Origin of the sequence: Rhodospira trueperi, assembly GCF_900101965.1 — a bacterium.
GTDB lineage: Bacteria > Pseudomonadota > Alphaproteobacteria > Rhodospirillales > Rhodospirillaceae > Rhodospira > Rhodospira trueperi.
Window position 1 is genome coordinate 1 of record NZ_FNAP01000030.1, and the last position, 12,407, is coordinate 12,407.

At 59.4% G+C, this 12,407-nt stretch carries 12 protein-coding genes; 7 read left to right on the plus strand and 5 right to left on the minus strand.

The annotated features are described in order from the left end of the window. Positions 1-233: 233 nt before the first annotated feature. Genes BLS85_RS18030 through BLS85_RS18045 form a run of 4 tightly spaced genes read right to left on the minus strand, consistent with a single transcriptional unit; the run spans position 234 to position 4,773 of the window. On the minus strand, positions 234-1,328 hold the full coding sequence (locus BLS85_RS18030) for an SAVED domain-containing protein (protein ID WP_092788126.1): 1,095 nt from the start codon (positions 1,326-1,328) through the stop codon (positions 234-236). A 19-nt stretch (positions 1,329-1,347) separates the two neighbouring features. Next, positions 1,348-1,818, minus strand: coding sequence for a Mov34/MPN/PAD-1 family protein (locus BLS85_RS18035; RefSeq protein WP_092788127.1), 471 nt, complete (start codon positions 1,816-1,818; stop codon positions 1,348-1,350). Further along, entirely contained in the window at positions 1,796-3,541 is a 1,746-nt protein-coding gene (locus BLS85_RS18040) for a ThiF family adenylyltransferase (RefSeq protein ID WP_092788128.1), read from the minus strand. The genes BLS85_RS18035 and BLS85_RS18040 overlap by 23 nt, the downstream gene beginning before the upstream one ends. Then, positions 3,538-4,773 (minus strand): nucleotidyltransferase domain-containing protein, encoded by a 1,236-nt coding sequence (locus BLS85_RS18045; RefSeq protein ID WP_092788136.1) that lies wholly within the window; start codon positions 4,771-4,773, stop codon positions 3,538-3,540. The genes BLS85_RS18040 and BLS85_RS18045 overlap by 4 nt, the downstream gene beginning before the upstream one ends. 1,141 nt (positions 4,774-5,914) lie before the next feature. Between BLS85_RS18045 and BLS85_RS18055 the strand changes: the two genes are divergently transcribed. The 6 genes from BLS85_RS18055 to BLS85_RS18080 all read left to right on the plus strand — a co-directional run bounded on the left by BLS85_RS18055 (position 5,915) and on the right by BLS85_RS18080 (position 10,383). Next, positions 5,915-6,253, plus strand: coding sequence for a DUF736 domain-containing protein (locus tag BLS85_RS18055; RefSeq protein ID WP_092788130.1), 339 nt, complete (start codon positions 5,915-5,917; stop codon positions 6,251-6,253). A 197-nt stretch (positions 6,254-6,450) separates the two neighbouring features. Then, a complete protein-coding gene (locus tag BLS85_RS18060; RefSeq protein ID WP_092788131.1) occupies positions 6,451-6,702 on the plus strand; it encodes a helix-turn-helix transcriptional regulator in 252 nt (83 codons plus the stop codon). Between the two features lie 107 nt (positions 6,703-6,809). Further along, positions 6,810-7,235 carry a S26 family signal peptidase gene (locus tag BLS85_RS18065; RefSeq protein ID WP_092788132.1) on the plus strand — a complete coding sequence of 142 codons (426 nt, stop codon included), beginning with the start codon at positions 6,810-6,812 and terminating at the stop codon, positions 7,233-7,235. After that, positions 7,223-7,888 (plus strand): lytic transglycosylase domain-containing protein, encoded by a 666-nt coding sequence (locus BLS85_RS18070; protein ID WP_092788133.1) that lies wholly within the window; start codon positions 7,223-7,225, stop codon positions 7,886-7,888. Before BLS85_RS18065 ends, BLS85_RS18070 begins: the two co-directional genes overlap by 13 nt. Positions 7,889-8,135: 247 nt before the next feature. Beyond that, complete coding sequence (gene rlxS / locus BLS85_RS18075; protein ID WP_092788134.1) at positions 8,136-10,103, plus strand: relaxase/mobilization nuclease RlxS; 1,968 nt, start codon at positions 8,136-8,138, stop codon at positions 10,101-10,103. Between the two features lie 73 nt (positions 10,104-10,176). Beyond that, positions 10,177-10,383, plus strand: a complete 207-nt coding sequence (locus BLS85_RS18080) for an antitoxin PaaA2 family protein (RefSeq protein WP_092788135.1) — start codon at positions 10,177-10,179, stop codon at positions 10,381-10,383. Between the two features lie 28 nt (positions 10,384-10,411). Here BLS85_RS18080 and BLS85_RS18920 read toward each other — a convergent pair whose 3' ends face one another. After that, entirely contained in the window at positions 10,412-10,687 is a 276-nt protein-coding gene (locus tag BLS85_RS18920) for a hypothetical protein (protein ID WP_143027265.1), read from the minus strand. A gap of 48 nt (positions 10,688-10,735) precedes the next feature. Between BLS85_RS18920 and BLS85_RS18925 the strand changes: the two genes are divergently transcribed. Then, positions 10,736-11,962 (plus strand): hypothetical protein, encoded by a 1,227-nt coding sequence (locus BLS85_RS18925; RefSeq protein WP_143027266.1) that lies wholly within the window; start codon positions 10,736-10,738, stop codon positions 11,960-11,962. The last annotated feature ends 445 nt before the right edge of the window (positions 11,963-12,407 follow it).

The window sequence follows — 12,407 nt, forward strand, 5'->3', positions numbered from 1 at the left end:
TCTTTGGTCCACATCGTGCGTCGCTCGGCTGTTCATACCAAGCACCTTGAATCACGCACCCAATCCGGGCGCAAGACCCTTTTGGGTCAGGCTCTCAGCAATTGGCGGAGCAGACATCCGCACTTAGTAGGCGCATAGTCGCTTTCGGCCCATACCTGACTTTTGTTGTCCTTGTCGCTGCTGAAGCGCAGCTTCACCGCCGAAGTCGTTCGGGACCCCGCGCATCAACCGTTTCACCCAACATAGACTACTCTGGCTTCGTCAAGGCCAGCGACGGGCATGGATACACCCCACGGATAGGCGATAGGCTTCCCGCGCTGATACTGATAAACTACGATTTCCGGCAGGTTCCTTTTATCGTAGCGCCTACCAAATGTGAAAACCACACTGTTTGGTGCGGCCAGCACCAGATGCAACCGCTTTACGCCTTTCCCGGCAAGGTTTTTCACGACCTCCAGAAATTCTTGCGCCAGGCGGTTCTGCTTCTGTTGCGACCAATGCCCGTCTGAAGACATACCATCGAGAGTCATTTTGACCCTCGGGAAATCAAATGTCGTCGCCAAGTCGTCATTTAAGATCGGGTAGGAGAATGCCGTTGCCAGCACCACCTCCGGCGCGTCTCCTATCGCTTCGATCCCGTCCACTTGGAAATGAGCGCCATCGTCAGGCCCCTCGACCTTGCGCCATGTTTCCTGAGTGCGGTCCCAGTCATAGGTGACTATGTTGCCTTCATCGTCGAGTAAGATGCCCGTTAGGAACGTGTAGGGGACCGATGTCAATCCGCCATAGACTGTCGTCAGATTGGCCCGGTCGCCATCCATCTTGTTCTGCAGAACAGACCGCTGCATGGAGGTAATGTCGTTTAGGGCTCTATCTGGCGCGATCACCTGACCGTCCAATCTGTTTCTCAAGTCCAGCAAGACGGGCACCACTGTGCCCTTCTGGTGTTTCGCCACAGTGTCGGCCAATGGGTTGCCGTCGTCGTCCCGCAAACCGCGCGCCTCGATAACGATGTTCCGCAATTTCGATTGCGCTCGTGCCTCTCTGATGAATCTTGCGATTGCGAATGCAATGCCGACGACGATGAGAAGCAGTGCGGCTCCGAAAATGAGAACATCGATGGTCTCAAGTTCTGCCTCGAAATGGAAGATTCTTTCGGGAACGGCTCCAAGTATAAATCGCAAAAGCTCAAGAATCAGGGGCATGCCGCCAAAAATCGCGATCAACAAAGTTACGCCCGTACCGATCAGATACCGTTCGACTGCTGTGATCCGGAACCACCAGTCGATGAGCTTTGTGAGAAAGTTGTCGAAGTGTCGTTTCAGCATTCTCGAGCGGGTCTTTCGTCTAGGTGGCGCGTTCCACACGTGTGACACTGACCAAGGAGGGAGGATGGCCGCGAACGAAGAGATAGGCGCTGCACTCGAAGCGCCAGTACCATCTTAGCCGACTGATGAAGAGTACGGCGAAATCCACCTCTCCAGAGCCGTCCACGAGGTCCTGCATGGCATGCACGTCTTGAAGACTTGGGTTCACGCTGAAGCTCGGGTGGCTGTGCCATTCGCCCAGATAGTTGAAGCGAGCGTAGTTGGCGCCCGTTCTTTCGAAGAAGGCCGAAAGGGCCTCATCGTGATGATCGGCGTCGCGCAAGAATTGCGCGCGCGTTCCGCCGGATGTGTCTACGCTGAAATCGACGATCCGAAATAGTTGGTCGGCGATCTCTTCTCCCATCAAGATGCCGCCGATCTCACGTGACCCTGACCTGAAAAGATGGCGTCGCATGCGTCGCAGAACATCAGTCGGCAGTTGCACTTGCATCCGCGTCCTCCTTTGGAGGCAAATGGGCCTTGATAATCTCGACCAAGGCATCCGCGTCAAGCGGTTCGATGGTTTCACCCCATTCCCCAACAGGGATCAAATCGATTGGCCGCGTGTCAAAGGGTTGGTCAAAGAGCCATTCCGATGAAAGGCCGATCACGTAGGCAGAGACAGGAAAGATGCTACCGTCCGGGCGGGCGAGTAGATCGATCACGAAGCGGCTGGCATGCGCGGCAATGACACCGACATCTGCATCGTCCGCAAGCATTGGTGTTCCATCAGCGCTCTGACCGGCATAGCGCTCTGGATCGTCCGGCTTGATCCATTCGACGCCTTGATCCTCACACCACCTGTCGATTTGCCCCCGCGCCATGAGCGGGATTGGATCGATATTGGGCCGCGCTCTGGCGACAAGACCACCAATTCCCCCGGCGAACACCTGAGCCCAGACCATTGGCTTGCTTTTGCGCGTGGCCATCGACGCAATCATGTTAAATGCGGTGGGCGACCCGGTGGCGTCTATGAGCACATCGCAGTCGCCAAGTGCCTCAAGCGCGCCAACCATCGACGCCGCACTTTCCTGGCCGCCAAGTGTCATGCGAAATAATCTGACACTGACCTCAGGCGCCAAGTTTTTAAGTCGATCGCATAGGCCATTCGCTTTGTGCGCGCCCGTGAAACTCAGGTCCAACTCGTTGCGCACCGCATTCCCAGGGAAGAAGATGTCTTCATCAATCAGGAGGAACTTGCCGACGCCAGTTCTGCAAAGACTGGCCGCAATCTTCGACCCAACGGAGCCACATCCAACAATTCCAACAGTTTTGTCGGCGAGCACTCTGAACTCGTCTGGCAAGCGTTGTTGCGCGGCCGGGACCATCACAGTCTTACAAGGGATGATCTTACGGTCGTCTGCTTTGCCGAATATCAAGAACAGTTCCCACTTATCTTCGTCACCCAAGAGAAAATGGGTGAACGCATCAGTGTCGATCACTCGACCGCGCAGTTCACCAAGACCTTCACCGTCAAGAAAAGCACCAAGCGCTTCGACGGTAACAGCGCCAAAGTTTCCTGCTCCCGGCACGCGCACGACCGTTCCCGTTTCTTTCGCATATCCATCGGGCAAAACCAGATCGCTAACCCAGGTCGGATCATCCTTTGGTCCGATGCGTGTCAGTGATGCAAGATAGCTGGTTGCTGCCTTCCGCTCCGACAGCGTGAACTCGCTTTCCTCAAGGTCCGGCAGCCCGTTGACTGCTTTCAGATCATTCTCGCTCATCAAGAAACGACAAGACTGAGAGCGAAGGTCACGTCCGAGAGATGCAGTGTGTGCGGATCGCGCATGCACGATCTCGCCACTCTCGGGCTGCTCTTCGACAATCAGACGCTGGCAGCTCGCCACCATATCCGCGCCCGTGATCGAAGGTTGCCAATTATCCGGCCGGTGTTCGAGGCAAAGCTCACCGTCAGCCCCGTACTGATGGTTTGAAATCTGCGATGCGTCGTCCGTAAAAATCATTGGCGGGGCATCGGGAAACATGCTCGGATACCGCATCCGAAAACCAAAGCGTTTGTCGCCATGCCTGATGGTAAAAGCGACGCACATTTCAAGATCACTGTTGGCCTGCCAGTTCTCGACAGTCAGCCAATCCGCGCCGCTTTCGAGTTCAGCGAGGGCGGCCTTTTCGCTCCCCAGTCTTGAATGCTGTAGCAGCCACCAAGTCATGCAAAACCATCAGGCTTTTTGGGCGTACGACGTGCATCTGCAAAGGAAACACTAGGGGCAGAGGCCGCAGAGGGTACCCCTGCCACTTTCACAAGACCGGGCGAGCCTGACCGCGTCGGCTGCAACGCAGCATCACTGGCCTGATCGGTGAGGTCCTGCCCCATACGGTCGGCCAGAACCGTCGACATTCGCCTGTGTTCGACTAGGCGGCTTGCGGCGGAGAAATCATCTCGCGCTTGGTTCAGCCACTCGAAAAACGCTTTAGCACGCTTCGGATGCTCCTCCCACTTGTCCGCGAAATTCTCGAGCGCGTCCGTCGGGTTTTTGATGACGTATTTCGTCCCGTCGTGCTCGATGGCCTCTTCCATCCGGCTCAGGATCGATAGCAGAGCATAACCAATAGTTTCTTCGCCCTGGTAGGCGTGCGCGGCGAGCGAGGAGATGATGATCGAAATTGGTTTGTCGGTGGGATCGTCCGCGAACATGGTGTCACGGTGCCGCTTCAAAATCATGATGGCGGACTGCAGCGGCGTGCGAACGCGGTATGTCGGGACGTCTTCGACACTGGCGGTCACACCCTCAGCACGCATCTCTTGCAGGATTTGCTTTCGCCTGCGAAGGAATACATCGCCCATGCGCGATTTGAACCACTCTGCGTAGCCACGCGGATTGGAGCGCGGCCAATCTTCCGTGATGAAGTCGTACGCCGCTTCCTCATTGTCCGTGATGGCGATAGCCGTTTCGGCGTAGGTTGCATCGAGACTGCGGGCCTCGAGCAGCAGGCGCTGGTCCTCAGCGTTCGGAATGCAAGGCACAATGTCCATATGAAACTGCGCGCCATCGGCGTATTCGAGGCGCCAGCACCGTCGGCCTTCATGCACCGGTTTCTTGATGCCCTTGCTGTGTCGGTAGAGCTTTATTTCCTTACCAAGCAGGTCCTTCAGATCGTGCTGCGAAAGGTCCGACTTGCTCAGACTTGTGAGCGAGCAGACACAGTCTACGTCATACTCTTCATCGTTAGACATTGGCCTGATGACCGTGCCGAGGCGAAAGGAACCCTGTACAAAGATGTCGGGATTATGATCCCGGACACTGGACGAGTCCCGATGCAGCCAGTCGCCAAGTGCTTTATAGCTCTTTTCAGCCTGTTCGTAGCGTGCCGCCGGGATCTCGAGCGCCTTTGCCAAAGCCTCAAGATATGCTTCAGCCTGCTTTGTGATCGTGACAGCCATGCTCAACATTCCCTCTTCGTTATCCTGCAATATGAGCTGCTGAAAGGCGGACTACAACTCTCTGAAAGTCCGTTGCTTCTAATCTGACGATGTTCCACCGTGCCCGCAGAGAACGACCGCTTGCCGGGCAGGAAGCCAGTTTTCTAGCGCCCGCAGCGAAGGTCCGGAATCCGCCCTCTACGTGCATTCGCCCGACCCGCAACGAACGGCAGCTTTCGGGAACCGCACTCCGGCCATTAAACGACCACCATGGGCGCAAAGCTGTCGCTGATTCCCCGTACCCGTTTTAGCTCATCGATACGTCACTTTATACGTCAGGATGGTGGCGCCCGCGCGGCTTGGCCGCCGCGCGCCGGGCTCTCGTGAACCGAGCCGCCATGCGGCGTCTCGGCCTTCGGCTTCGATCCCCTGGCGCAAGGAAGACAAAGGAAACTTGGGCGCTGTGCGGGCGGCGAGGATCGTTCGCGTCCCCCTTTACCGGCGCACGGCAGGGCATCGAAAACGCCGGAAGCGGCAACCGCCGGCTCCCGCGTCGGCCGTTGATCGCCCTGTCTTTGGGGCCAGCTTGACCCGCGACGGACAGCGCTGGTGGGCCGGTCAGGGCGCGCGGATCGGTCCCAAGGCGGCGCACTGGACAGCGAACCCGGCGTCTCCCGTCATCCTCGACTGCGCGTACGTCCGCCGATGCGGAAACGCGTATGGACCCGATGCCGTCGCCAGGAACCGGCCCCGAATGCCGAGGATGGCGACGGTGCAGACGGTCTGCGGCCGCCCGATGAAGCCAGTCTTCTGTCCGCTGAAAGCATGCCCAAGGATGGCCTTTTTCGGTCTCCCATGGCGTCCATGTCCTGCGCGCGGAACCATCCCTGCGTGTCTCCTGAATGCCGTGAACCCGCGCCGCGCCGGTCCAACCCCGCGCCCCGACAAATTTCCCCTGGCCGGGTCTTATGAAAAGCCCATCGTCGCGTCCCGCGCCGATGGGTGGGGGCCATTCCTCGCGGAACAAATTTGCCGGGCCTTGGGGTCCTCCCCTGCGGTCCGGCCCTTCGCTGCGCTGCGGGTGGGCCGGCGCGTCTCGCGGGCTCCCTGGCCGAGACATCGCAGGGATGGTCCCGGCGAGACACGGCTAAGGAGACCGATCATGGCCATCACTCTCGGCACGTTCACCAAGCAGGACGACAACAGCTTCACCGGCACCCTGAAGACCCTGAACGTCACCGCCAACCTGAGCATCGTCCCGGTCGCCAAGGCGTCCGACAACGCCCCCGACCATCGCGTTTACGCGGGCGCCGGACAGCGCTACGAGGTGGGCGCGGGCTGGAGCCAGGTCGCCAAGTCCAGCGGCGAAACCTACCTCAACCTCAAGATCGGCGCGCCCGAATTCGGACCCCACTGGGTCCGCGCGCGGCTGGTCAAGCTGGAGCGCCCCGGCGACGACGGCACCACCCACATCGCCCTGTGGGAGCCGCGCGACCGCTGATCCCGGCCTTCCTCACGAGCCCCGCCCCGGCGCGCCGGTGGCGGGGTTTCGTGTGGTTGGGCCGTGTCTGGCCGCCCATGCCGTTCCTACGCCCAAGGGGGGCTCGAAAACGCCCGCGCCCGTTTTCGAGCGTCCCGCGCCGCCCTCATGCCCGTCACCCTGGCCCCGTTGCATCCCCCTACGAGGAGGACCCGGCCATGGACGATAAAAATGACTCTGGGGCCACCCGGGCGGCCCAGGCCAAGAAGGGCAGCCCGTTCCTGAACACCGCGCAGGCCGCGTTTTATGTCGGCCTGTCGCAGCGCACGTTGGAGAAAATGCGCCTGACCGGGGGCGGCCCGCGCTTCCGCAAGCACGGCCGATACGTGCGCTATCACATCGATGACCTGGACGCTTGGTCGCTGGGCGAACAGCGCGCCTCGACCTCCGATGCGGGAGAGACGCCATGACCGCCCGCGCCATTCTGCGCCGCCGCCGTCGGCGCTAGCGGCCCGCCGTGCTGGCGTTGGCTGGCCTGGGCGTTGCCATTCTGTCGCTCACGCCCACAGAGCGGGCCATGCCATGGTTGGTGTGGAACGCGTCCGCCAGCGCGCCCGTCGGGCTCTACCGGGTAGTCGCCAGACCCGTCGAACGCAGTGCCCCGGTGCTGGTTCGGCCGTCCGCCGATATGGCCGCGCTGGCCGCCGAACGCGGCTATCTGCCGGCCGGCGTGCCGCTGATCAAGCGCGTCGCCGCCGTCGCCGGCGATCACGTCTGCGCCATCGGATCGGCGGTCGTCCTGCACACCTTAACCGTCGTTCGTCGCCTTGACGCGGACGCCGCCGGACGACCCTTGCCGCGCTGGTCCGGGTGCCGCCGTCTCGCCGACGGCGAGGTCTTCCTGCTCATGGCGGACGCGCCGGACTCCTTCGACAGCCGGTATTTCGGGTCGGTGCCGTCGGCCTCGGTGATGGGGAGGCTCGTGCCGCTATGGACCGACTGACGCTCGCCCTGCTGGGTCCGGTCGCGGTTATCGCCGCGCCCGTCCAGGCCGCCGACCTCGCCGAATGGCGGCCCCATATCGTCGAGGCCGAACGCCGGTTCGACGTGCCGGCGGCCTGGATCGAAGCCGTTCTGCGCGCGGAAAGCGCAGGGGACCCGGTTGCGGTTTCGCCGAAAGGCGCCACGGGCCTGATGCAGATCATGCCGGCGACCTGGGCCGAGTTGCGTGCCGAGCACGGCCTTGGGGCCGACCCCTTTGCGCCGCGCGACAACATCCTGGCCGGTGCGGCGTACCTGCGCGCCATGCACGACCTGTTCGGCTTTCCGGGGCTGTTCGCGGCCTACAATGCCGGCCCTGCGCGGTATCAATCGCACCTGACGATAGGCGATCCATTGCCCGCCGAAACGGTCGCCTACGTGGCGCGCGTGACGGAACTGATCGGCCAAAATTCGGCGCCCGACGCATCGAAAAACACGCCGCCGGACGGCTCAATTGGCGCGCCAAATGCGCCCGCCAGCGTCACACAAACCACGCCGATTCCGTCCGGACGGGGCCTGTTTTTCACGCTGGGAACGACGTCAGGCGCGTCGTTTTCGGCGTCAAAAAGCGGCCTGTTCGTGCCGCTGAATCCCGTCGCCGACGACACCGATTGACGCGGTTCCGAGGGCCATCGGCTCCGGTTTGGCACTTTCGGGCGCGGTTTCCCCTCCCTCATGAGATCGGATGAGAGCGTAGGAGGGCGCAGACGGCAGGAAGGGGCACTGGAAGGCAAGATAAAAGAGGGCCTCCCCATGTCGGCTATCCCCTTGTCTGCACATCGTTTTTTCGGGAGGGCGGCCGAGGGCGCGGAGGAGTTCGAATGTAGCCCATTGATGTATCGCGATTTTTCAGGAGGCCGCCATGGCCGAGGACGAGTTCACACCGAAGCTGGGCAAACCGCGTGCGCGCGGCTCAAAAAACGGCAAGCGCTATGCCCATCAGGTGCTCGCCGCCGTCAACCGGGCCGGCGGTCGCGCCGCGCGCAAGTCCGGCTCCGGGCTCGGCCGCATCGGGCGGGGCGGTGCCCCGGCCGCCGCGCTGGCGGGACGGGGGCGGTCGGCGTCGCGGTCGCGCCGCCGAGTCATCGTCAAGGCACGCATCGTCCGCCTGGCCGGGAAGGGGATGGACACGGCCCGCGCACACCTGCGCTACATCCAGCGCGACGGCGTGACCCGCGACGGCGAGCGCGGCGCGCTCTATGGCACCGACCGCGACCGCGAAGACGGCCGCGCCTTCCTGGACCGGGCCGACGGCGACCGTCACCAGTTTCGCTTCATCGTCGCGCCAGAGGACGGCGCCGAATACGACGACCTGCGGCCGCTCACCCGCCGCCTGATGGCGCAGATGGAAACCGACCTCGGCACCCGTCTGGACTGGGTGGCCGTCGACCACTTCAACACCGGCCATCCGCACACCCACATCCTGCTGCGCGGCAAGGATGAGCGCGGCCACGATCTGGTCATAGCCCGCGACTATATGTCCCATGGCCTGCGCGAGCGCGCCGCCGATCTGGTCAGCCTGGACCTCGGTCCCCGCACCGAGCATGAGATCGCCCTGCGCGAGCGCGCCGATATCGAAGCCGAGCGGCTGGTGCCGCTGGACCGCCAGTTGCGGTCGATGGCCGACGACGACGGCGTTATGTCGCCGACCGTCCGCGATGCGACCCGCCAGACGTTGCTGGCCGGACGCCTGCGCAAGCTCCAGCGGCTGGGGCTGGCCGAAGAGATGCGCGCCGGCCGCTGGCGTCTGGACCCCGACCTGGAGGAGACGCTGCGCCGCATGGGTGAGCGTGGCGACATCATCAAGACCCTGAACCGTGCCCTTGCCGATCGTGCGCGAGCGCCGGATCCGGGTGAGACCGTGGTCCACGATCCGGGCACCGCCGCGACCCGTGTTGTCGGGCGGGTGGTGGCGCGCGGTCTGTCCGACGAGATCCGCGACCGCCAATACCTGATCGTCGACGGGCTGGACGGGCGAACGCACTACCTCGACATCGGTCCAGGCGACGGCGGCGAACCCACACCGGAAGGCGCCATTGTCGCCGTCTCCCCGCGCTCCGTTCAGCCGCGCGACGTCGACCGCACCGTGGTCGCCGTCGCTGTGGCCCATGGCGGGCGCTACAGCGTCGACCACCATCTGGCCCATGACCCGTCGGCGACCGAGGCCTTCGCCGAGACCCATGTCCGCCGGCTGGAAGCCATCCGCCGCGCCACCGGTGCGGTCGAACGCCAGCCGGACGGCACCTGGGTCATCGGCCCCGATCACCTGGACCGCGTGTCGGACTATGAACAGACCCGGGCGCGCGCAGTGCCGATGGTCGTGCGCGTGCTGTCGCCGTTACCGCTCGAGCAACAGGTCGAGACCGATGGGGCGACGTGGCTCGACCGCGACCTGACCAGCGAAATCCCGGAGGCAACCCGCGAGGCCGGCTTCGGCCGCGAGGTGCAAGCCGCGCGAATGCGTCGCACCCGCTGGCTCATCGAGCAGGGCCTGGCCTGGGACGAGGTGGGAGGGGTCCGGTTCCAGCAGACCCTGTTGGCCACCCTGCGCCGGCGCGAGATGACGCGCGCGGCGGGCGCGCTGTCGGAGGAGTTGGGCCTGCCCTATGCCGAGGCGCGGCCCGGCGAGCGGGTCGAGGGCACCTACCGCCGCGCGGTCGACCTTGCCAGCGGCAGGATGGCCGTGATCGAGAAGGCCCGCGAGTTCACGTTGGTTCCCTGGCGCCCGGTGCTCGGCCGCCATGTCGGCCGGTCGGTCTCCGGCGTGATGCGCGGCGAGGCCGTCTCATGGACCATCGGCCGGCAGCGTGGGGGGCCGTCGATCTCGTAAGCGGGGTGGACAGGCCTTGCAGGCGGTCCATCATGGCTTCACCCTCAGGATCTCGAGCGGAGAGGAGTGTTCGATGCCTTTCGTGTCCTTGGACCAAACACGCCCGACCGGCCGGACTCGTGGCGTCGACGATGCCAACGCCAGGGGCGCTGACGCGCGCCGCCATGCCGACTGGCTCGCCGGCGAGATCGCCGCGTCCATCGACGATCCCCGGCCGAGCATCCCGCATGACGTGGTCATGGCGGACCTGGAAGCGGACCTTGCCGCCTTGCCCGAATAATCGCTACCGCAGCGGGGGGGCATCAATCTCATGATGCCGGCGGCAGGTCGTATCGCCGCACCCGGATCTCGGCGTCGTCCACGTCCTCGAGGACAACCTCCAGCAGCTGGTTGACCAGACCGGGATGGGCGTCGAGGTCATCCAGAACCAGTTCGACCAGTTTGAGGCAATGAGCATCTTCATTTTTTTGAAAAAATCTGGTATCGACAAGTTCTGCTCCTAAGTTAGACGATTGCGGTGCTCGGCTGGGAGTCAATAATATTTTAACGGCAAGATACGATATCAATTGAGAAAGTATTCTCAAGGCGCTTCGCCTTTTTATGAATGATCTCCAATATGAATGCGGTGAAACATGCATCTAAACAGAGAAGGTAAAAATGAAACAGAAATGCCTATTTTTAGAGAGGTAGCTTTGATTATGTTTTCGGCTCCTGCCGGTCTTAGTATACTTGCAAAATTGGACGAGAGACTTGATTTTTTGCCATTGGTTGAAAGAATAATATTGAAATTTAAGACTTTTTCGATGGCTTTTTGGAGTTTTATCTCCTCTATAATTAACGTAGACCTGACATTTGTTAACGTTTATTTGTCTTTTTTGGCATTGTCTTTTATTCCCGTGATACTAAGCGTGCGAATGATTGGGACGGTCAACGCATTTCCGTACATGACTGAACTAGCTCGGCGGAAGAAGGAAATTGAAGCAAGGCACCGAACGGAAATCAAGGAAATTGAAGAATATTTAGACAAGAAATTCCATGATTCCACAGGCGAAAATCGCCAAAAGTGGAATGAGAAAATTAAAAGAGAATCTATTGAGGCCATAGAAGAAATAGAATTAATAAAGAGCCTAGAAGAAATAAAGTCAACAGAAATCGTTGGGGAAAGTAAGGAATTTGACCCAGAGATGGCGAGCAAAAAGTATGAAGAAAACAAAAAAATTGCAGAAAGAAGAAGAAAATCTGCAGAAAAAAGAAGGGAAGAAAGAAGGAGAGAGCAAGAAAATAGGAGCCATTTTGAAACGCAATTGAGGCGTAAATTGGACGATCTTTCAAAAGAAGCTGAGGTGCATGTAAAGAATTCAAAAATTAATTGCGATATGGCTAAAAAAAATCTTAAGGTACGCCTGATAGTTAAGTTTTTGCTTTCTTTGTTTTCTTGTATTGCTATATTTATTGTATTCGAGATCGTCTACTCTGTATTCATAGCTATAGCTAGCATAGTGTTCATTTGGTCTTTGTGGAATATATCTAGTTTTGTGTTTCGGTTATTTGAAAAAAAAGGAAACACGTTCTTTGATTACTTAGCGGTTCCAATGTTGCTCGCGGCGACTTTCGGAGGATACGGTTTTATGACGCAGTTAATTGCAGGATTTTTTGATATTGATTTGAGTGTTCAAAATTTAATCATTGTTTCTACTGCGGGTTCCCTTTCGTTGATCTCGTTTTTTGTTGTCATTTCATTTAGAATATTTGCGTATCTTTACTACTCTCTTTGGGCGCTCGGTATGTTTATTGTTAATGAAACCGCAGAAAGGATAAGTCCGGCGATTTCAAGCTGGCTTGACGTACATGGCATTTGACTACTTTTTATATAAAACTCAAGAACCTCAATATGATATGATGAATATGCATATATTGAGTTGTGACAATAGTCGCTTTCTCAAAGTGCGATCTTATGTCGACAATGATGTGTCCTATATCTCGGTCCCTAAGACACTATGCGTGCAATTGGATTGTCACATCTTTTTATTTACACAATAATATATAGAAATGCAACTCAGAAAAGTCATGAATATATTTGCATTAAAATAGTCCTTAATTACTGTGAGAAGAGTTCTGAAAGATTAATCTCACTGGAAGTGACCTTGTTGGTTTTTAGCGCTTGAAGTGCTGCAAAGTGGGCCACCTTGAGAGTTTTCCGAGGCGCCTAAGAGCCTGACTCAAAAGCCTACTGGCGGGCGAGGCGTCGCAGCGCGAGTTGGATGGAAGCGATGCTGACGAAAGCGGCAAGGGTGTCGGCGAGGT